Source organism: Streptacidiphilus jiangxiensis (genome assembly GCF_900109465.1).
Taxonomy (GTDB): Bacteria; Actinomycetota; Actinomycetes; order Streptomycetales; family Streptomycetaceae; genus Streptacidiphilus; species Streptacidiphilus jiangxiensis.
The window spans coordinates 539,251-558,900 of the sequence record NZ_FOAZ01000003.1 but is presented as its reverse complement, the minus strand read 5'-3'; the positions used below and the strand labels follow the sequence as shown (position 1 = coordinate 558,900).

General features: G+C 72.8%; 19 protein-coding genes, 1 tRNA gene and 1 pseudogene. 7 read left to right on the top strand and 14 right to left on the bottom strand.

The window, feature by feature from the left end; genetic code table 11:
- Nucleotides 1-25 precede the first annotated feature (25 nt).
- Together BMY61_RS08860 and BMY61_RS08855 are read left to right on the top strand one after the other, a co-directional pair.
- Nucleotides 26-463: a DUF742 domain-containing protein gene (locus BMY61_RS08860; RefSeq protein WP_042453862.1), complete on the top strand. Its 438-nt coding sequence runs from the start codon at nucleotides 26-28 to the stop codon at nucleotides 461-463.
- Nucleotides 464-506: 43 nt separating this feature from the next.
- Nucleotides 507-1,034 carry a GTP-binding protein gene (locus BMY61_RS08855; protein ID WP_082015351.1) on the top strand — a complete coding sequence of 176 codons (528 nt, stop codon included), beginning with the start codon at nucleotides 507-509 and terminating at the stop codon, nucleotides 1,032-1,034.
- A gap of 261 nt (nucleotides 1,035-1,295) precedes the next feature.
- On the opposite strand, the gene BMY61_RS08850 is transcribed toward BMY61_RS08855, so the two are convergent.
- From BMY61_RS08850 to BMY61_RS08840, 3 genes are read right to left on the bottom strand one after another with little or no spacing between them, the layout of a single operon-like run.
- Entirely contained in the window at nucleotides 1,296-1,961 is a 666-nt protein-coding gene (locus BMY61_RS08850; RefSeq protein WP_042453733.1) for an ABC transporter permease, read from the bottom strand.
- The gene (locus tag BMY61_RS08845) at nucleotides 1,958-2,614 is read right to left on the bottom strand and encodes an ABC transporter permease (RefSeq protein ID WP_042453734.1); all 657 of its coding nucleotides are present in this window, start codon (nucleotides 2,612-2,614) and stop codon (nucleotides 1,958-1,960) included. Before BMY61_RS08845 ends, BMY61_RS08850 begins: the two co-directional genes overlap by 4 nt.
- On the bottom strand, nucleotides 2,611-3,744 hold the full coding sequence (locus tag BMY61_RS08840; RefSeq protein ID WP_042453735.1) for an ABC transporter ATP-binding protein: 1,134 nt from the start codon (nucleotides 3,742-3,744) through the stop codon (nucleotides 2,611-2,613). Before BMY61_RS08840 ends, BMY61_RS08845 begins: the two co-directional genes overlap by 4 nt.
- Nucleotides 3,745-3,989: 245 nt before the next feature.
- Between BMY61_RS08840 and BMY61_RS08835 the strand changes: the two genes are divergently transcribed.
- From BMY61_RS08835 to crcB, 4 genes are read left to right on the top strand one after another with little or no spacing between them, the layout of a single operon-like run.
- Entirely contained in the window at nucleotides 3,990-5,642 is a 1,653-nt protein-coding gene (locus BMY61_RS08835) for an LCP family protein (protein ID WP_083555144.1), read from the top strand.
- A gap of 42 nt (nucleotides 5,643-5,684) precedes the next feature.
- Nucleotides 5,685-6,161, top strand: coding sequence for a fluoride efflux transporter FluC (locus tag BMY61_RS08830; protein ID WP_042453736.1), 477 nt, complete (start codon nucleotides 5,685-5,687; stop codon nucleotides 6,159-6,161).
- Nucleotides 6,161-6,490 (top strand): DUF190 domain-containing protein, encoded by a 330-nt coding sequence (locus BMY61_RS08825; RefSeq protein WP_042453737.1) that lies wholly within the window; start codon nucleotides 6,161-6,163, stop codon nucleotides 6,488-6,490. Before BMY61_RS08830 ends, BMY61_RS08825 begins: the two co-directional genes overlap by 1 nt.
- On the top strand, nucleotides 6,490-6,858 hold the full coding sequence (gene crcB, locus BMY61_RS08820) for a fluoride efflux transporter CrcB (protein WP_042453738.1): 369 nt from the start codon (nucleotides 6,490-6,492) through the stop codon (nucleotides 6,856-6,858). The genes BMY61_RS08825 and crcB overlap by 1 nt, the downstream gene beginning before the upstream one ends.
- Nucleotides 6,859-6,893: 35 nt before the next feature.
- Here crcB and BMY61_RS08815 read toward each other — a convergent pair whose 3' ends face one another.
- Both BMY61_RS08815 and argS read right to left on the bottom strand, forming a co-directional pair.
- The gene (locus tag BMY61_RS08815; protein ID WP_042453739.1) at nucleotides 6,894-7,523 is read right to left on the bottom strand and encodes a DedA family protein; all 630 of its coding nucleotides are present in this window, start codon (nucleotides 7,521-7,523) and stop codon (nucleotides 6,894-6,896) included.
- Between the two features lie 854 nt (nucleotides 7,524-8,377).
- On the bottom strand, nucleotides 8,378-10,105 hold the full coding sequence (argS, locus tag BMY61_RS08810; RefSeq protein WP_052439085.1) for an arginine--tRNA ligase: 1,728 nt from the start codon (nucleotides 10,103-10,105) through the stop codon (nucleotides 8,378-8,380).
- A 103-nt stretch (nucleotides 10,106-10,208) separates the two neighbouring features.
- Here argS and BMY61_RS08805 point away from each other — a divergent pair, with 103 nt between their 5' ends.
- Nucleotides 10,209-10,532, top strand: coding sequence for a cupin domain-containing protein (locus tag BMY61_RS08805; RefSeq protein WP_042453740.1), 324 nt, complete (start codon nucleotides 10,209-10,211; stop codon nucleotides 10,530-10,532).
- A gap of 16 nt (nucleotides 10,533-10,548) precedes the next feature.
- On the opposite strand, the gene BMY61_RS08800 is transcribed toward BMY61_RS08805, so the two are convergent.
- The 9 genes and pseudogenes from BMY61_RS08800 to BMY61_RS48750 form a co-directional block, all read right to left on the bottom strand.
- On the bottom strand, nucleotides 10,549-12,564 hold the full coding sequence (locus BMY61_RS08800; protein WP_042453741.1) for a S9 family peptidase: 2,016 nt from the start codon (nucleotides 12,562-12,564) through the stop codon (nucleotides 10,549-10,551).
- An 86-nt stretch (nucleotides 12,565-12,650) separates the two neighbouring features.
- The gene (locus BMY61_RS08795; protein WP_143094230.1) at nucleotides 12,651-12,878 is read right to left on the bottom strand and encodes a hypothetical protein; all 228 of its coding nucleotides are present in this window, start codon (nucleotides 12,876-12,878) and stop codon (nucleotides 12,651-12,653) included.
- The gene (locus BMY61_RS08790) at nucleotides 12,875-13,291 is read right to left on the bottom strand and encodes a hypothetical protein (RefSeq protein WP_236656352.1); all 417 of its coding nucleotides are present in this window, start codon (nucleotides 13,289-13,291) and stop codon (nucleotides 12,875-12,877) included. The genes BMY61_RS08795 and BMY61_RS08790 overlap by 4 nt, the downstream gene beginning before the upstream one ends.
- Nucleotides 13,292-13,399: 108 nt before the next feature.
- Nucleotides 13,400-13,903, bottom strand: coding sequence for a pyridoxamine 5'-phosphate oxidase family protein (locus tag BMY61_RS08785; RefSeq protein WP_042453743.1), 504 nt, complete (start codon nucleotides 13,901-13,903; stop codon nucleotides 13,400-13,402).
- A gap of 144 nt (nucleotides 13,904-14,047) precedes the next feature.
- Entirely contained in the window at nucleotides 14,048-17,029 is a 2,982-nt protein-coding gene (locus BMY61_RS08780) for a glycine--tRNA ligase (protein ID WP_236656354.1), read from the bottom strand.
- A 184-nt stretch (nucleotides 17,030-17,213) separates the two neighbouring features.
- Nucleotides 17,214-17,286, bottom strand: a tRNA-Lys gene (locus tag BMY61_RS08775).
- 90 nt (nucleotides 17,287-17,376) lie between these two features.
- Nucleotides 17,377-18,087 (bottom strand): alpha/beta hydrolase, encoded by a 711-nt coding sequence (locus BMY61_RS08770; RefSeq protein WP_042453745.1) that lies wholly within the window; start codon nucleotides 18,085-18,087, stop codon nucleotides 17,377-17,379.
- Between the two features lie 106 nt (nucleotides 18,088-18,193).
- Nucleotides 18,194-18,889, bottom strand: coding sequence for a nucleotidyltransferase domain-containing protein (locus tag BMY61_RS08765; RefSeq protein ID WP_042453746.1), 696 nt, complete (start codon nucleotides 18,887-18,889; stop codon nucleotides 18,194-18,196).
- A gap of 416 nt (nucleotides 18,890-19,305) precedes the next feature.
- Nucleotides 19,306-19,650 (bottom strand): annotated as a pseudogene (locus tag BMY61_RS48750) (DEAD/DEAH box helicase); the annotation flags it as partial.

The window sequence follows — 19,650 nt, the reverse complement described above, 5'->3', positions numbered from 1 at the left end:
ACGGCCCCTGCGGCCGTACGTCGCGCTGCCCGACGACGAGCCGGCCACGAGTCCCGGAGCGGTCGGCTCCGCGGGCGAGCCGGTACGACGCAGCCTCGCGGTCCGTCCGTTCCTGGTCACCGCGGGACGCGTGACCGACGAGCAGCGGCTGCCGCTGGAGACGCAGGTCGTCGCCACGGCGGAGGGCCTCGCGGCCCTGCCGACGCTCACCTTCGAAGAACACGACATCGTCGCGGCCTGCGGCGAACCCCTCTCGCTCGCGGAGATCGCGGCCCGGCTGCACCTGCACCTGAACGTGGTGCGGGTCCTGGCCGGGGATCTGCGCATCTCGCGCCAGCTGACCGTCCACGCACCCCAGGCCGGCACCGCCCACGATCTCTCCGTCCTGCGCCGGGTGATCGAGGGTCTGCGCGCCGTCCCCGACTCACGAGGCCTCACGCGTGACAACGACCGCCCTGCCTAACTCCTCCGTCGCCGGCGCGGGCCGCCCGCCGCTGCCGGTCAAGATGGTCATCGCGGGCGGCTTCGGCGTGGGCAAGACCACGACCGTCGCCTCCATCTCCGAGATCGAACCCCTCACCACGGAGGCCTCCATCACGGAGGTCGCCGCGGGCGTAGACGACCTGACCCACACCCCCCACAAGACCACCACCACGGTGGCCATGGACTTCGGCTGCATCACGCTCGACCCGACGCTGAAGCTGTACCTGTTCGGCACCCCCGGGCAGGACCGCTTCGGCTTCATGTGGGACGACCTCGTCGCGGGCGCGCTGGGCGGTCTGGTCATCGTGGACACCCGCCGCCTGGACGACTGCTTCGCGGCGGTCGACTACTTCGAGAACAAGGGCCTGCCGTTCGCGGTCGGCATCAACGTCTTCGACGGCAACCTCGACCACGACCTGGACGAGGTCCGCTGGGCCCTGGACATCCCCGACACCGTCCCCCTCGTCCTCTTCGACGCCCGCGAACGCGGCAGCGTCCGGGACGCGCTGCTGGTCGTCCTGGAGCTCGCATTGGAGCGGGCCGAGGCGTAGGCACCGCCCGAGGTCGCACTCCCTCGGGGGCGCGGGGCTCTGCCGATATGCGGCTCCTCCCCCAGCCTTCGGCCGGGAGGTGCCCCCTGCGTGGGCGCGAGCCGTCACGGATGCTCCCCCAGGCAGTTGCACGACCAAGCGGCGCGGGGAACTGCGCGGCAAACCACCCGAGCAGGTAGGGCCCGAACGCGCGGGGCCATCCGCACCGGGTGGTTTCTCGCGCAGTTCCCCGCGCCCCTGGAGGCTGCGCCTCCCCCGGGGTCAGCGTCGCCGGACGCCCGGCGAGACCAGGACCTTGTTCAAGGCCCAGAAGAACCCCAGCGTGGCCAGCGCCAGCGCCGCGACCAGGATCGCGCCGCCGACGACCTTGGCGTAGTCGACCTGGCTGAGGCCGTCGACGATGTAGCGGCCGAGGCCGCCGAAGGAGACGTACGCCGCGATCGTCGCCGTGGAGACGATCTGGATCGCGCCCGAGCGGATGCCGCTCAGGATCAGCGGGAGCGCGACCGGCAGCTCCACCTGGGCGAGCACGCGCCACCGCGGCAGCCCCATGCCGCGCGCGGCGTCGACCAGCGCGGGGTCCACCGCGCGGATCGCCTCGTAGGTGGTGACCAGGATCGGCGGGACCGCCAGGGCGACCAGGGGGACCATCACCGGGGTCATGCCCAGGCCCATGAGGATGGTGAGCAGCACCAGCAGGCCGAAGCTCGGCAGCGCCCGCGCCGCGGTCGCCAGCACGGAAAGTGCGTTGCCGCCCCGGCCCGTGTGACCGGTCAGCAGGCCGACGGGGAGCGCGATGACCATCGCGATCAGCAGGGCGACCGCGCTGTACTGGACGTGCTCCAGCAGCCGCTGGGGAATGCCGTCCGCGCCGGACCATCGGCCGGGGGCGTCGAAGAACTGCTGGGCGTACCCGAAGAGGTTCACTTGGCGGTCGCCTTCCGCGCCCACGGCGTCAGCAGCCGGCGGGCCAGTACGAGCAGGGCGTCCAGCACCACGCCGATGACGGCGATGGAGAGCACCGCGTCCCAGGCGAGCAGCGGACGGTGGTAGCTGAGGGCGTCGGAGAGCAGGTTGCCGAGGGCGCCCTCGTTGCCGATCAGCATGCCGACGCTGACCAGGCTGACGCTGGAGACCGTGGCCACGCGCAGGCCCGCGATCACCGCGGGGACGGCGATGGGGAGTTCGACCTGCAGGTAGCGGCGCAGGGTGCCGAAGCCCATCGCGGTCGCGGCGGCCCGGGTGTCCTCGGAGACCGAGCGCATGCCGTCGACGATCGCGGGGATCAGCACGACCAGCGAGTAGACGGTGAGCGGGATCTCGACGGTGATGTCGCTCTCGCCGTAGTAGTCGATCAGGAAGACGAAGAAGGCCAGCGACGGGATGGCGTAGAAGACGGTGGCCACGCCCAGCACCGGGGGGTAGATCCAGCGGAAGCGGGCGCAGAGCATGCCGAGCGGCAGGGCCAGGATCAGCCCGTAGAGCACGGGCAGCAGGGCGAGTTCGCACTGCCAGCCGACCAGGCCCCACCAGGTGTTCTGCAGGTCGCTGGGGACCTCGAAGAAACCGCCGTGGTTCACGCGAGCACGCCCCGCACGCTGTCGCGCGGCCCAACCGTGGCGTGGGCTCCGCGGATCGCCGCGGCGATGGTCTCCTGGGCGGCGACGCCGATCGCGCGGCCCTCGGCGTCGACGGCGACGGCCCAGCCGGTGGGCGACAGGACGGCGGAGTCGAGCGCGGCGCGCAGGGAGTCCTGGCCGTAGGTGAACGCGTGGCCGTAGGGCAGCAGTTCGGTCGGCAGGCCGGCGGCGCGGTCGGCCGCGTGGGTCCAGCCGCGCGGGCGGCCCTCGGTGTCGGTGACCAGGACGTAGGGGGTCTGCGGGATGGTGTGGGCGCGGACCTGCTCGGTGGTGGCGTCCTCGGCGACGATCGGCTCGGCGGTGAGCTCCAGGCCCTCGGTGCCGAAGAAGGAGAGGTGCCGGATGCCGCGGTCGGCGCCGAGGAAGTCCTCGACGAACTCGTCGGCAGGCGCGGAGAGCAGCTCGGCGGGCGGGGCGTACTGGGCCAGGCGGCCGCCCTCGCGCAGCACCGCGACCATGTCGCCGAGCTTGATCGCCTCGTCGATGTCGTGGGTGACGAAGACCACGGTCTTGCCGAGGTCGGCCTGGATGCGCAGCAGTTCGTCCTGCAGGCCCTTGCGCACGATCGGGTCGACGGCGGAGAAGGGCTCGTCCATGAGCAGCACCGGCGGGTCCGCGGCGAGCGCGCGGGCGACGCCGACGCGCTGCTGCTGACCGCCGGAGAGCTGGTAGGGGTAGCGCTTGGCGAGGGCGGTGTCGAGGCCGACGCGCTCCATCAGCTCCAGCCCGCGGGCGCGGGCTCTGGACCGGTCCCAGCCGAGCAGACGCGGGACGGTGGCGATGTTCTCGATCACGGTCCGGTGCGGGAAGAGCCCGGCGTGCTGGATGACGTAGCCCATGGAGCGGCGCAGCGCGTTGACGGGGCGCTCGCGGATGTCGTGCCCGTCCAGCAGGATCCGGCCGCCGCTCGGGTCGACCATGCGGTTGATCATGCGCAGCGTGGTGGTCTTGCCACAGCCGGAGGGGCCCACCAGCACGGTGATCGAGCGGTCGGGGATCTCCAGCGTGAGCCGGTCGACCGCAGTGGTTCCGTCCGGATACCGCTTGGTGACGGCGTCGATCACTATCACGGGTGCGCAGCGCCCTTCGGGCCTTGGACCGGTCCGAAGACCGGATGGGATGACCGGTTGCGTAACGACCCCTCATCTTCCAGTGGTGGCACGGGGAGCGTCAATCCGCGTAGGTGACAGGCGGATGACGTCTGCGGACCGGCCGGTGACCGAGCCCTGCCAAGAAGTGATTCACGACATTCCGTTTCCGAACGAACCTGTGGCAGAGTCGGCCCCTCGACCCATCAGCCGGGACCACTGAGGACATGACCGTGACCGAGAACCCCACCGCAGGCAGCGGCACCTCCGGCGGCTCGAGCGCCGTCGGCGGCTCCAGCGCCGTCGGCGGCCGGGCCGCGGCACGGCGCGGCCGGAAGCGGGCGGGCGCCCGCCGGCGCAAGGTTCTGAAGATCGCGCTCGCCTCGGCGGCCTCGATCGCCGTCGTCGCCGCGGCCGGCGGCTGCTACCTGGTGAACCAGCTGAACGGCAACATCAGCTCGTCCAGCCTGTGCTCGGGCAAGTCGTGCGGGACGACCAAGGAGAAGGTCGACGCCTTCGGGCGCAGCCCCATCAACATCCTGCTGATCGGCTCGGACGAGCGCTCCAGCGCCGCCGACTGCAGCCTCGGCGGCGACTGCGGCAGCCCCGGCGCCCGCGCCGACGTCGAGATGGTCCTGCACGTCTCCGCGGACCGCTCCAACGCGACGGTGATGAGCATCCCGCGCGACCTGGAGACCACCATCCCGCGGTGCGACTCCACCAAGGACGCGGCCAGTGAGTCCGCGCACACCGACATGATCAACAGCGCGCTGAACTGGGGCCCCGGCTGCAGCGTCGCAGCGGTGCAGCAGCTGACGGGCATACCCATCGACCACTTCATGAAGGTCGACTTCGGCGGTGTCGTCGCCATGTCCGACGCCGTCGGCGGCGTCAGCGTCTGCGTCGACAAGAACGTCTACGACCCCTACTCGCACCTGAAGCTCGCCGCCGGCACGCACACGCTGAAGGGCGTCTCCGCGCTCGAGTTCGTCCGCACCCGGCACGGCTTCGGCGACGGCGGCGACCTCGGCCGCACCTACGCGCAGCACCTGTTCATGTCGCAGATGGTCAAGAAGATGAAGAGCGCCGGGACCCTCACCGACGTCCCCGCGATGTACGACCTGGCCCAGGCCGCCACCAAGGCGCTGACCGTCGACACCGGCCTCAACAGCGTCTTCAAGCTCGCCGGTCTGGGCCAGGAGCTGAGCGGCATCTCGATGGACAACATCACCTTCGCCACCATGCAGACGCAGCCCGACCCGGCCGACAACGCCCGCCTGGTCGTCGGCGCCGGCGCCCAGCAGCTGTTCGCCGCAATCGCCGGCGACCAGTCGCTCACCGAGATAAAGAGCAAGGCCAAGGGCGGCACGGCCGCCGCGCCGTCGGCGTCGGCGACCCCCGTCGACACCTCGACCGTTGCGGTGAAGGTCGAGAACGGCACCGGCGTCTCCGGCCGCGCGAGCACCGTCAGCCAGAAGCTGATCGGGGCCGGCTACAGCCAGGACACCGTCGCGCTCAGCGGCCCCTCCGCCGCGACCACGACGCTCAGCTACCCCGCCGGCAAGGCCGCCGAGGCGCAGGCCGTCGCGAAGTCCCTCGGGCTGAAGGCCTCCGCGCTCAAGCAGTCCGCCACGAGCAGCTCGATCGTGCTGCTGATCGGCGCCGACTGGACCACCGGCGCCACCTTCCCCGGCGGCAGCGCGGCCCCCTCCGCAGCCGACACCAAGGCGGCCCTGGCGGACTCCCACGCCCAGACCGCCGGACAGTCCGGCTGCGCCCAGGTCAGCACCTTCGACACCGTCTCCCTGCCCGGCTACGGCGGCATGACCCCGACTCGCGCCTACGCGCTGAGCCCGAGCGTCCCGAACTCCGCCCCCTGAGACGCGCCGGGGCGCGGCGGGCAGGCGCACTAGGCTTGCCGTGTGAGCAGTGAGAAGCGCAGGTCGCGACGGGACCTCGACGTCCTCGGTGTGATCGCGGTCGGCGGCGGCCTCGGCAGCATCGCCCGCTACGGCCTGGCCCGGGCGATGCCGACGCCCGCCGGGGGCTTTCCCTGGGCGACGCTGATCACCAACGTCGTCGGCTGCGCCGTGCTCGGCGGGCTCATGTACCTCGTCCTGGAGGTCTGGCCGCCCTCCCGCTACCGGCGTCCCTTCTTCGGTGTCGGTGTCTGCGGCGGCTTCACCACCTTCTCGACCGCGATGGTGGAGACCCGCGGCCTGCTCGACGGCGGCCACCTCGCCTCCGCCGGGATCTACCTGCCGGCGAGCGTCCTCCTCGGGGTCCTCGCCGTCCTCGGCGGCGCTGCCCTGGCCCGCGCGGCCACCCGCGGCCGGCTGCGGCCCGACAACGCCCCGACGGCAGCGGAACCCGCGGTGGCCCAGGAAGGGCAGCGCTGATGACCACCCCCGACGCCTCACGGCTGCGCATGACGGTCTACCTGCGTGAGAGCGCGCAGTGGCACCACCGCCCCGCCTACTCCGAGATCGTCCACCGCGCCCACGCGGCGGGCCTGGCCGGTGCGGGCGTCTTCCGGGGCATCGAGGGCTACGGCCGGGGCGGCCGCGTCCACACGACGCGGCTGCTGGACCTGGCGGAGGACCTGCCCGTCGCCGTCGTGGTGGTCGACGAAGAGGAGCGGGTGCGGGCGTTCGTGGCGGCCGTCCGGGAGGTCCTCGGCGAGGGGAACGGACTGATCACTCTGGACCGTGTGGAGATCGTGCCCTGATGCCTGTCCTTCTCGTCCTCCTCGGCGGCATGCTGGGCGCCCCGCTCCGCTACCTCACCGACCGCGCCGTCTCCTCGCGGCACGACAGCGTCTTCCCCTGGGGCACGTTCACCGTCAACGTGGTGGGCTCGTTCGTGCTGGGCTCGATCGCCGCGGGCGTGGCCCGGCACGGGTGGCCGAACAACGCCGCCCTGTTCGTGGGGACGGGGATCTGCGGCGGACTGACGACGTTCTCGACGTTCGGCTACGAGACGGTCCGGTTGATGACCGCGGGCGCACTGCGGATGGCGGCCTGGAACGTCCTCGGCTCACTGGCGGCGGGCCTCGCCGCGGCCACGGCGGGCTGGGCGCTCATCTCGGCGCTGTAGGCCACTGGCGCGGCCTCCGCCGCTGACTGTGCTCCTCAGTGCGGCCTCCGCCGCTGGAAGAGCACCGGCAGGAAGCTCAGCACGACCACGAGCGCCACCAGGGGCAGCAGGTAGTTGTCCACACCCGGGACCGTCGCGCCGAGCCAGTAGCCCAGCAGCACCAGGGACTGGGACCAGATGACGCCGCCCACCACCTGCCAGAGCGTGAACGTCCGGGTGGGCACCTGCAGGACGCCGGCCACGGGGCCGAGGACCGTGCGGACCATGGGGATGAAGCGCCCGATGACGATCGCCTTGCGCTGCCCGTAGCGCTCCAGCAGGTCCTCACCACGGGCCACGACCGCCTTGAGGCGGGCGCTGCGCGAACGGGCCAGCATCGCGGTGCCGCCGCGACGGCCCACGAGGAAGCTGAACTGCGCGCCCAGGCAGGCGCCCACCGCCGCGCCCAGGAGCACCTGCCACAGCGAGAGGGCGGTGCCGCCTCCGGCGGGCGCCGCGCACAGCACCCCGGCCGGGAAGAGCAGGGTGTCCCCGGGCAGGAAGAAGCCCACGATGAACAGCCCGGACTCGGCGAAGGTCACGACCAGCACGGCGAGCGCGCCGAACGCGGACAGCAGCGAGGACCCGTTCAACGGGTTCACGGCTGCTTGCAGGTGGGTGAGCACGTCTGAACGTTAGCCCGGACAGGTATGAGCTTCATCAGCCCCTGGTCCCGTTCGCCCCTCAGCGCGGATGAGGGGCGAGGAAGGGGGATCTCATCCTCACGGACTAGGAATCGTCCGGGCGGGTGTGGATGGCGGGGGATGGCATGGATGCGGCCCCGGGGCGCCTCCCTCCCCGGGGCCGCGGTCGTCCCGAACGGCTCGGAGTCCGGCCGTTCAGGAGCCGCGTCGGCGTCTGGCGCTCCGCAACGCCAGCCCGACGCCGTTCGCTGGGCCGTTCGAGTTATCCACAGAACCGGGCGCCCGGCTCGAAATGCTGTGGATAACTCTGCCGTGGCCCCCCGGCAGGGGTGCACCACCGGGACGGTCGCGGTGCTGTTCCGCGGCACCGTGCCCGGGTCTGCCCAGAGGCGGGTGCGGCCCGCGCCACCCCCTGCGGACCACTCCGCCGCACACCGCACGCCGGCCGACGCGACGCCCACAGGCACGCTCAACTCTGGCTTGAGCAGCACAATCTGACGCCTCGCCATATACCTTTTCCCACCGCACGAGCAGGAGAAGGAAGAGGGGAACGGGCCGGTGGCAGGGGCCACGCCGAGTCGCGTTGGCGACTGCTGCGGCGTCAACGCCCGGCCCGGGGCGTCCTCCCCGACGGCCCACATGGAGATTTCCCCAGGCGCCGAGCTCGCGGGCGCGGCCTGTGGATCACTGGAACAGACCATGCGCCCTCCCCTCCGAAGCCTCGAGGTCCCTCGCCGTGCGGCCGACAGAGATCACGGTGCATCAGACAAGTACGACAAATGCCACCAACACGCTCATTCTTGGCTAGCTCTTTACTCTTCAACTGTTGAACGGCCTCAGAGCTCCGAAGGCGCCTCGATGCCGAGCAAACCCATCCCCAGCTCCAGCGTCCGCGCGCTCAGCGCGCACAGCAGCAGCCGGTTGCGCCGCACTCGCTCGTCCTCGGCCTTCAGTACCGGGCAGTGCTCCCAGAAGGCCGAGAACGCCGTGGCCAGGGCATGCAGGTACGCGCAGAGCCGGTGCGGCTCGCACGTCTCCGCCGCCGCGGCGACAGCGCCGCCGAACTCGTCCAGCACCAGCCCGAGCGCCCGCTCGGCCGGAGCCAGCTCCGCGCCCTCGAAGACGGCGCCGGCCTCCCCGGCCTTCCGCAGCACCGAGCGCATCCGCGCGTGGGCGTACTGGAGGTACGTGGCGGTGTCGCCGGTCAGGGAGAGCATCCGGTCCGGGTCGAAGACGTAGTCCTTGATCCGGTTGTTCGACAGGTCCGCGTACTTGAGCGCGCCCACCCCCACCTGCCGCGCCCGTGTCCGCAGCTCCTCCCCCGTGAGCCCCGGGTTCTTCGCAGCCACGATCGCGGTGGCCTTCTCCGTTGCCTGGTCCAGCAGGTCCTGCAGCCGGACCGTGTCACCCGACCGGGTCTTGAACGGCCGCCCGTCCGACCCCAGCACCATGCCGAACGGCAGGTGACGCGCGGTCACCCCCTCCGGCAGCCACCCGGCCCGCCGTGCGGTGTCGAAGACCTGCGCGAAATGCCGCGCCTGCCGGGCGTCCACCAGGTACAGCAGCCGCCGCGCCCCCAACGTGCCGACCCGATCCCGGACCGCCGCGAGGTCCGTCACCGCGTAGCCGTACCCGCCGTCGCCCTTCCGCACGATCAGGGGCGCGCCCTCGTCCCCCTCCGGGAAGACGCAGAGCGCGCCCTGCGACTCGACGGCGATCCCCGCTGCTTCCAGCTCCGCGCACACCTGCGGCAGCATCGGGTTGTAGTGGCTCTCCCCGACCGCGTCCGCCTCCTCCAGCAACACCCCCAGCTCGGCGTAGACCTGCTGGAAGTGGACCTGCGACACCTCCACCAGCCGCCACCACACGGCCAACGTCCGCTCGTCCCCCGCCTGCAGCGCGACCACCCGCAGCCGCGCCCGCTCAGCAAAGCCCGCGTCAGCGTCGAAGCAGGCCCGCGCCCGCTGGTAAGTCGCGCTGAGCGCGGCCACGTCGTCGGGGACCTCGCCGCCCTCGCCGCTTTCGTCGAAGAGCTGCTCGATGAGCATGCCGAAGCCGGTGCCCCAGTCCCCCAGGTGGTTCCGCCGGATCACCGTCTCACCGGTGAAGTCGAAGATCCGGGTGAGTGCGTCGCCGATGACCGTCGTCCGCAGGTGGCCGACGTGCATCTCCTTGGCGATGTTGGGCGAGCTGTAGTCCACGACCGTCACGCCCGGCGTCGCGGTCCGGGCCACCCCGAGCCGGGGATCGGCGGCCCGCGCCGCGAGGTTCCGCAGCAGGGCCGCGTCGTCGATGTCGATGTTGAGGAACCCGGGCCCGGAGGCGACGCAGTGCGCGACCGGCGCTACCCCGGCGAGCCGCGCCGCGACCTCGGCCGCGAGCGCGGCCGGGTTCTTCCCCCGGACCTTGGCCAGCGGCAGCACTCCGTTGGCCTGGAAGTCGGCCCGGCCACTCCGCCGCAGCAAAGCTTCGGCCCCACCGAGCAACCCCGCGACGCGTCGCTCCACCACGACCGCGAGCGGCTCGACGGGCGTGTGGACGACGGTGTGCGCGGTGAGAGTCATGCGGCATTGTCCCGGCCGGTGGAGCACGCGGGCACATGGTTTTCCCACTCGGGACGCACCTGCTCGCCGTGCAGGCCGCAGCCGACCACCCCACACTGATCCCATGGACGAACTCACCCTCGTCGCCCGAGGACAGCTCGAACAGGCGCGGCAGTCCCCCCACGGCCGGGCCGCGCGGCTCCTGCTGCATCTGAACATGCTGCGGCAGACCCTGATCGCGCTGACCCAGGGCTCCGTGCTGGGTGAGCACGAGGCCCCGCATGCCGCGAGCGTGCTGGTGCTGACCGGCAGCGTGCAGATCAGCACCGAGTCCGGCGGGATGGTGTCGCTCGCCGCGGGCGAGCTCGCCGAGGTGCCGCAGGAGCGGCACGACCTGATGGCGCTGGCCGACTCGGTCGTGCTGCTGACCACCGTCACCGGGGTCTGACCTCACCGGCGTCCGATCAGCGCGGCGGCGCGTCCAGACCCAGCGACCGCCGCAGGAAGTCCAGCTGGTGCAGGATCAGGTTCTCCGCCACCGCCTCCTGGGTCACCCGGTGCCCCGCACCGCTGAGCGGCAGCACCTCGTGCGGCCGACCGGCCGCCAGCAGGGCGGCGGAGAGGCGCAGCGTGCTCACCGGGAAGACGTTGTCGTCGCCGAGACCGTGCATGAGCAGCAGCGGCCGGCTGAGCTTCGCCGCGTCGCGGAGGATGTCGCAGGCGGCGTAGGTCTCCGGTGAGGTGTCCGGGTGGCCGAGGAAGCGCTCACGCCAGTGGGTGTCGTACAGCGTCTGGTCGGTGACGCCCGCGCCCGCGACCGCGGCGTGGAAGACGTCCGGGCGGCGCAGCACCGCCAGCTCGGCCAGCGATCCGCTGTAGGACCAGCCGCGGATGGCGACCCGGTCGAGATCCAGCCCGTACTCCGGGTGGCCCGCCGCGACCGCGTGCAGCGCGTCGACCTGGTCCTGCAGCGGCTGGGTGAACACGTCGCCGTGGACCTCCCGCTCCCAGCGAGGTCCGCGTCCCGGCACGCCCGAGCCGTCGATCGCCAGCACGGCGAAGCCCTGCTCCGCGAACCACTGCGACAGGTGGGTGGCCCAACCGCCGCCCGACGTGACCCGCTGCATCGCGGGGCCCGCGTACGGGTCGAGCAGGACCGGCAGCCGCGTCCCCGGCGTGTGCCAGGACGGCAGGTGCACCGCCGTGCACAGCCGCCGCTCGGTGACCCGGTGCAGCGTCCGCCGCAGGGGGACGAGCGGCTCCTCGGCCAGATCGTTCAGGTCCCCCGGACGGAGCAGGACACCCGCCCGCAGCACCCCGCTGTGGACGCCCGGCTCCGCGCTCAGCGGCTCCGGCGTCCCGCCGGGCACCCGGCAGCGCCACAGATGGGTGGAGAACGGGTCGTCCTCCGGCGTCGCCGTGAAGAGGACCACGTCACCGTCGACGCCGAGCACCTCCCGCAGGTTGAGGCCCGGCGGGGTCAACGGCACGCCGTCGGCGGCGAGGTGACGTGTGTCGCCGCGGTCCAGGTGGGTCAGCAGCGCGCCGGACGCGGTCCGCGCGGGCAGGCCGTACACCAACTGCACCCAGGCGTCGTCGCGCTGCTCGGCGAGCACCTCCGTCGCGCCGCTCGCCGGATCGATCCCGAGCACCCGCACGGTCCGCTGGTCCCGGCTCTGCACGGACACGTACGGGCCGTGCGCGTCCCAGCCCGCGTCGGTGACGTACTCGAAGGCGGCACGGTCCCGGTGGACCTCGGTCCAGGCGCCGGTGACCACGTCGACGACGCCCAGCCGCACGTCCGCGTTGGCGGTCCCCACGGCCGGGTACCGCACCGCGCGCGGCGGCACGGCCGGGTTCGCCGGATCCGCGACGTACCAGACCGCGACCGGCTCCTCGTCGACCCGCGTGACCAACAGCCGCTCGCCGTCCGGCGCCCACCACAGGCCGCGGTCGCGGCCCATCGACTCCTGGGCGACGTGCTCCGCCCTCCCGAAGCCGACCTCCGGCCCGTCCTCGGGCCCCGGCGCGGCGACGGCCCGGTCCTGCCCCGTCGCCGGTTCGACGACGCGCACGCTCCGCCCGCTGAGGTAGGCGACGTAGCGCCCCGTCGGGTCCGGCAGCGGCCGCGCGACCGGGTGCCGGTCGCCGGAGAGCACCCGGCTCAGCATGTCCGCGGCGCCGCCGCGACCGAGGCGGGCCACCCACAGCCCACCCGCCCGCACGAAGGCGGCGAGCCGCCCGGCGCGATCGGTCGCGTACCCGTCGACGGCGCCCTCGGCGCCGTCGACCACCACCCGCTCCACGCCTGCGGCGAGCTCCCGTGCCCACAGACACGTCCCCGTGTCCGTCCCGTCCCGCCCACGCAGGAACAACGCGGTCGCACCGTCCTCGGTGAGCGTCACCTGCGCGGGCGTACCGAGTGTGAGACGGCGAGTGCGGGCGAGCTGGCGCGGCAACGGCGGTACGGAAGGCGTCATGCGGCGCAGCCTGACACACATGGAGTCAGTTGCAACCCGTTCAGGGGCGCGGGGAACTGCACCCCATGGGGCGGTGCAACGCAAGGTCAGCCGTTCGGATCCGTTGCCGCGTCGGAGTCGGCCGCGTCCGCGGCCGACTGGGCCGCGTTGACCTTGGCCTGCTGTTGCTGCAGCGTGCCGCCGGCCGGGTTCGCCGTGGAGGTGGCCGCCGGGGCCGCCGGGGCGGCACCGCCGCTGCCACTCCCGCTGCCGCCGCAGGCGGTCACGCCGAAGAGGGCCGCTGCCACGAGCGCGCCCGCTACGAGGTTCCTCACTGGGCGCCCTTGCCGTTGTCGTTCGCGCCGCACCAGGCCTGGACGCTCTTCAGGTCCGCCTGGCGCTCCTGCAGCGTCGGGACCAGCGCCTTGCGGGTGTTGAGGCGGTCCTGCAGGTACGTGGCGATCGCCGTGTGGTTCAGCTTCTTCGCGTTGTCGACGCGCGCCTCCAGGTGGGCGATCGAACCGCGCACGCCGACACCGCCATTGATGCGGTCCAGCGCACGTTCGATGCGGCGCTCCAGCTTGGGCACGCGCAGGCACAGCGCGTGCGCGCCGTCGCCCTTCGGCGCGTGGGCGGCGGGGGTCCCCGTGCCGGACGCGGCGAACGCGGGGCCACCCGCGAGCAGCGTGCCGGCGACGGCGAGGCCGACCACCGCGAGGCGGGCGCGCTTGGGCATGACGAGAGGCATGGACGTCTCCTTCCGAGCTCCTGAGCGGGCGGCGCGTTCGTGCGTCCACCCGCTGGCTCGGTGAGAGTAGGAAGCGTCTTTGTGGTTTCTCTGTGGCGGTCCCACCCGTCAGACGGGATCGTCCGGGTAGGTCGCGCGCTCCGCGACCGGCTCCCCCTCCGCCGGGAACCGCCAGCGCGTCATGGACTCCTCGAAGGCGGCCTCGTACCAGCCGAGGGCCCGGGTCGGCCGGACCGCGAAGACCGGCGAGGCGCCGATCACGATGGTCGCGGGCTCGCCGGTGCGCGGCAGCGCGTACTTCGCGGCGTAGGCCGCGTCGACCTCCGAGGGGCGCGCGGCCGCCGGGACCTGCTCGGCGACTCCGGTCACGGAGACGAGCTCGGTCGCGCTCTCCAGGTGGACGCTCACCCGGGGATTCGCCGCGAGGTTACGGGCCTTGGTCGTGCCGGCGCCGGTGGAGAACCAGAGCCGCTCGCCGACCCAGACCCCCCACACCGGCATGGCGTGCGGCACCCCGGCCGGCGACGCCGTGCAGATCCAGTAGTTGCGCGCCCCGACGAGGCGCACCCGCATCTCCGCCCAGCTGATGGTGATCCGATAAGGGTCGCTCATCCGTCCAGTCTCGCCGCCGGACCGGCGAACACCGGGCCGCCCCGCCGTGAGGAGCAGAACGGCGGGACGACCCGGCGGGGACGACCGGGCGGGGACGACCGGGCGGGGACGACCGGGCGGGGACGACCGGGCGGCCGGAGCGGACTACTTCAGCTCGGCCCAGGCCAACAGCGGCGTGGTCAGCCGCAGGACGGTGGCCAGCAGCGCGAGGCGGTTGGCACGGACCGCCGGGTCCTCGTCCATCACCATGACCCCCTCGAAGAAGGCGTCGACGGCCTGGACCAGCAGCCCGCTCTGGGCCAGGAAGGTCCGCAGGTCGGGCTGGCTGCCCAGGACGGCGCGGGTCTTCTCGACGGCTTCGTGCAGGTCTCCCTCGGCGGGTGCCGTGTACCGCTGCGGGTCGGGCGTGGGCTCGGTGCCGGCCGGGACGATGCGCAGCACGCGCTGGATCGCGGCCGCCGCGAGCGCCAACTCCTCCGAGCCGCGCGCGGCTTCGAGCTCGGCGAGGCGGTTGGCGGCGGGGACGGGCCGGTCCGCCAGCGGCAGCACCGCCCGCACGTCCTGGACGGCGTGCCCGGCCTCCAGCAGCTGCTGCTCGAAGCGGCGGACGACGAACTGCTGCGCCTCCGCGAGGCTCTCGTCCGACACGGCCAGCGGCTGCCGCTCGGCGGCGACCTTCAACATGCCGGAGACCGTGAGATGCGCGAGGGCGGGGTGCGTGCGCAGGATGTTGACCATGCCGAGCGCGGCGCGGCGCAGTCCGAACGGGTCCGATCCGCCCGTCGGGGCGCCGCCCAGCGGCAGCAGGCCCGACAGCAGGTCCGCACGGTCGGCGAGGGCGAGCAGCGCGCCCGGCGTCGACTGCGGCAGGCGGTCGGCGGAGTGGCGGGGCAGCTCGCCCTCGAAGAGCGCCTGGGCCACCTCCTCGGGCTGACCGGCCTTCTTCGCGTAGACCTCGGCCATCACCCCGGCCAGGCTGGACAGTTCGGTGACCATCTGCGAACCGAGGTCGAACTTGACCAGCCCCGCGGCCTTCTCCAGCGTGATCAGGTCGCGCGCGCCCATCGGCAGCTGCGAGGCGAACTCGGTTGCCACCGAGCCGATCCGCTGCGCGCGGTCCGCCATCGACCCCAAGGTGTCCTCGAAGGTGAGCAGTTCGAGCCGCTCCTGCATGGCCTCCAGCGGGGTGTCCAGGTCCGCGCGCCAGAAGAACGCGGCGTCCTCGTACCGGGCCCGCAGCACCGCCTCGTTGCCGCGCCGCACCACGTCCTGGTCGCAGGCGCCGTTGGCGACGGTCACGAAGAACGGCAGCAGGGCGCCCTGCGCGTCGAGGACGGGCAGGTAGCGCTGGTGCTTGCGCATGACCGTGGTGAGGATCTGGTCGGGCAGTTCGAGGTACTTGTGGTCGAAGCTGCCGAGGATCGGCGTCGGGTACTCGACCAGGTTGGCGATCTCGTCGACCAGCGCCCGGTTGGCCTCCAGGTCCACCGTGCCGCCGACCTCGGCGGCCAGCCGCACCGCGGCGGCCTCGATGGCGGCCCGACGCGCGGCGGTGTCCGCGATGATGCCGTGCCGGGCCAGCAGCTCCAGGTAGCCGTCGGCGGCGGCGACCTCGATGACGGGCTGCGCGGCGGTCCGGTGCACGCGCGTGCTGCGGCCGGCGTCGAGGCCGGAGACGGAGAACGGCACGACCTCGTCGCCCAGCAGGGCGAGGATCCACCGGATCGGACGGCTGAAGGAGAGCCCGGAGGCGTTCCAGCGCATGTTCTTCTCGGCCCGCAGGCCGCTCACCACGACCGGCAGGACCTGCGCGAGGACCTCCTCGGCCGGGCGGCCGGCGACCGAGCGGGTCAGCACGACGTGCTCGTTCTTGCCGAACGCGGCGCGCCCCAGGGTCGCCGGGTCGGCGTCCTGACTGCGGGCGAAGCCCAGCAGCGCGGGCGTCGGCACGCCCTCGGCGTCGTAGGCGGCGGAGATCTTCGGACCCTTCACGGTCTGCTCGTGGTCGGGCTCGGCGGCCTCGACGCCCTCCAGCGTCACCACGACCCGGCGCGGCGTGGCCGCGACGTGCAGGGCGCGGTGGCCCAGACGGGTCGCGTCGAGCCCGGCCGTGAGCGCCTCGCGCACCGAGTCGACGACGCGGGTGGCCTCGGCGGGCGGCAGCTCCTCGAAGCCGATCTCGAAGACGAGAGTGCGCAGCCCCGTCGGACCGGCCGGCTCCTCCGCCTGCGGGGCGCCTGCGCCGTCCGCGCCCACCACGCCCGTCCCGGTGCCGAGCGGGTGCCCCAACTCGGCACGCCGCTCGGCCCACAGTTCGGCGACGTCGTGGGCCAGGCCGCGCATCCGGGCGAAGGAGCGGGCGCGCTCGGTGGTGGAGATGGCGCCGCGGGCGTCGAGCACGTTGAAGGTGTGCGAGCACTTGAGCACGTACGAGTAGGCGGGCACCGGCAGCCGCAGGTCGAGCAGGCGCCGCGCCTCCTTGGCGTACGCCTCGAACAGATCGCGGTTGGTGTCCACGTCGGCGTCGTCGAGGTAGTACCGGCTCATCTCGTACTCGGCCTGGCCGAACACCTCGCCGTAGGTGATGCCGGGCGCGTACGCGATGTCCTTGAAGTGGCTGACGCCCTGAAGCGCCATCAGGATGCGCTCGAGACCATAGGTGATCTCCACCGACACCGGGTCCAGCGTCATGCCGCCGGCCTGCTGGAAGTAGGTGAACTGGGTGATCTCCAGCCCGTCCAGCCACACCTCCCAGCCGAGCCCCCAGGCGCCGAGGGCCGGCGAGGCCCAGTTGTCCTCGACGAACCGCACGTCGTGCGCCTCGATGTCGATGCCCAGCGCCTTGAGGCTGCCGAGGTAGAGCTCCTGGGCGTTGCCCGGCTCGGGCTTGAGGATGACCTGGAACTGGGTGTGCGTCTGCAGGCGGTTGGGGTTCTCCCCGTACCGCGAGTCGTCGGGACGCACACTGGGCTCGACATAGGCGACACGCCACGGCTCCGGGCCCTGGACCCGAAGGAAGGTGGCGGGGTTCAACGTCCCCGCGCCGACCTCGCTGTTCATCGGCTGGGAGACCAGACAGCCCTGCTCTGTCCAGTACGCGTTGAGGGCGAGCAGAGCTTCCTGCATCGTCAGCATGGTGCAACCCCACGAGTCGGTGAACTGGCCCTTCGGGCCTGCGGTCCGGCGATTCTATGCACTGCCGGTGACCGGGCGGCTCGCTGTTCACCGGCGCTTCGGCAACCGCCGCCGAAGCGCCGGTGAACGACCAAGCCCCGGCCGGGAGATGCCCGGCCGGGGCTTGGTCGTCAGGTGGGGCGCGTGGGGCTCGAACCCACAACCTACGGATTAAAAGTCCGCAGCTCTGCCAATTGAGCTAGCGCCCCAGGCCGCGTACGGCCCGGCCGGGGCGGACCCGGCCAGGCGTAGCCTACCTGGTGCCGGACCCGGGCGTGCGTGTCCATCCGGCGCGCCGGTCAGCGGCGCCCCGGGTAGCCGATCGGGACGGGCGTACGCAGGCCGTCCGGGTCGGCGAGCGCCTCGGCCAGGAGCGGGGCCGGCTCGCGGCCGGCGAGCGTGTCGAGGACGAACTCGGCGGTCACCGACCAGAAGTCGGCTGCCCGGCTCAGCAGGTAGTGGTTGGCCCCGGCCACCTCCAGGCGACAGACGGGGACGACCTCTCGGGCCCGCTCGGCGTAGGCGAGGGAGTCGGCCGCACTGGCCCCGCTGCGGTCCCGGTCCCCGTGCACGATCAGCACCCGCCGCCCGGCCAACTGCCCCACCGGGTCACCCGGGGGGAGCCAGGGCGCGACGCCCGCCACGCCCACCACGGACGAGTGACCCGCAGCGCGGAACGCGGCACGGCCGCCGAGCGAGTTGCCGACCAGGCAGACCGGCACGTCGCCGTAGCGGGCGCGCAGCTGCGCCAACGCCCACTCGGTGTCGGCCAAAGTGCAGGCCTCCTCGCCGTTCCAGCCGCGGAAGCGGTAGCGGAGCTGGTGGACGGCGATGCCGTCACCGTCCACCGTCAGCCGCTGGACCAGCGGCTTCAGCGCCCACGCGGCGACCCGCAGCGGCGGCCGGTACCCCTTGATCGTCCCGCCCGGAAGCACCAGCACGACGCCCTCGACCGGCCCGCTGCCCTCCCGCGCGCTGAGCTCGGGCTGTCGCTTCTGACGCTTGTCCATCTCGATCTCCCCCCGGTCGCCGCGCCGTGCTGCGCGATGGATCAACTCTCCGGCACCGCGCGGTCCCCGGGCAGTGCCGGGGCTCCTGCGTCGGCCGGGACATATGTCACACCGCGGTGAGCAGGGTCCGCCGGACGGAGCGCAGCCACGCCTCGGCCGGACGCTCGTCCGGCTCGGCCGGGAGCGCGCCCGGCAGCCTGAAGGCCTCCTCCGCGGCGAGCAACCGGGCCTCGGCCTCCGCCGGCCGCGCGGCGATGCGCTCGCCCTCCGCGCGCAGCCGTTCCGGGTCCTCCACCCGTACCCGCAGCTCACCACTGCGGTGCAGGTGGACGCCCTGCTCCAGCAGGCGCAGCAGGTGCCGTGCGTGCTTGGCCAGCCGCGCGGGCGGGGTGTCGCCGCGCCCGTCCTTGGCGGAGAGCTTGCGGAACTGCTGGGTGGCGTAGCCCAGGTACGCGTTGCGGACCGCCCGCGCACCGAGGAACAACCGACGGATCGCGATCAGCTCCTCGCCGAGCGGGCTGCGCAGCAGGTAGCAGTCGTCCGGCAGCCAGACCAGCTCGGACGCGGTCGGGTTGGCCGTCAGCGCCAGCCGGCACCATTTGGCCGCCTCGTGCAGGGTGCGGTCCGGCGCCGTCGTCACCATCGACTCCCCCGGCCGGTGCAGCCCGAACAGCTCCTGCGTCGGCACGGCGAACAGCCCCAACCGGTCCACGTCGGACCCGGCGTGGGCCAGGCCGTAGGCCGTCGAGCCGACGACGCCCTCCAGCAGGACGGTGTTCGAGGTGTTCGATGCCGCGTTCATCGTGCGAGTGTCCCGTCCGGGTCCAGGACGCGGCCACCGGATTTCGGGCGGGCCGAGCTCTCAGAAAAAAGGCATTGCGGCCCGCGAGAGGGTCTGCCTACTGTGTTCGCACACTGAAAGGAGGTGATCCTAGGTTGAGTACGACCAGGACGCGTGAGGTGGCTGCGCGCTAGCGCTGCCCCGTCCGGCGGCGGGTAGCTCCCGTCCAAGGACACTCCAACACTGGCGCGCAAGCGCAATTCAGAGCAGTCACCCGGCCCGCAGGCTCATCGGATCGTCCCCGATGCCCCGGCCCCTGGACGCAGGGACCGAGGGAGCAAGCCTGCGGGCCGCTTTTTTGTTTTCGCCGTGCGGAAACGCGGACAGGCCGCCCCCGGGAACGGGAGCGGCCTGTCGGTTCTACTACGTGCTGTGTGTCAGCTCTTCCAGCGCGGCTTGCGCTCGGCGGAACCGGCGCCGGAGCCACCGCGGTAGCCGGCGGGGCCACGGTCGTCACGGCGCTGGAAGCCACCGCGGTCGTCACGACGGTCGTCGCGGCGGAAGTTGCCCGAGGCCGGACGGTGGTCGTCGCGGCGGGCGCCGAAGGCCGGACGGCGGTCGCGGTCACGGTCGCCGAAGGCCGGGCGACGGTCACGGTCGCGGTCACCGAAGGCCGGACGGTCCTCGCGACGCTGGAAGCCACCGCGGTCGTCACGACGGTCGTCACGACGGAAGCCACCGTCACGGTCGTCCCGACGCTGGAAACCACCACGGTCGTCACG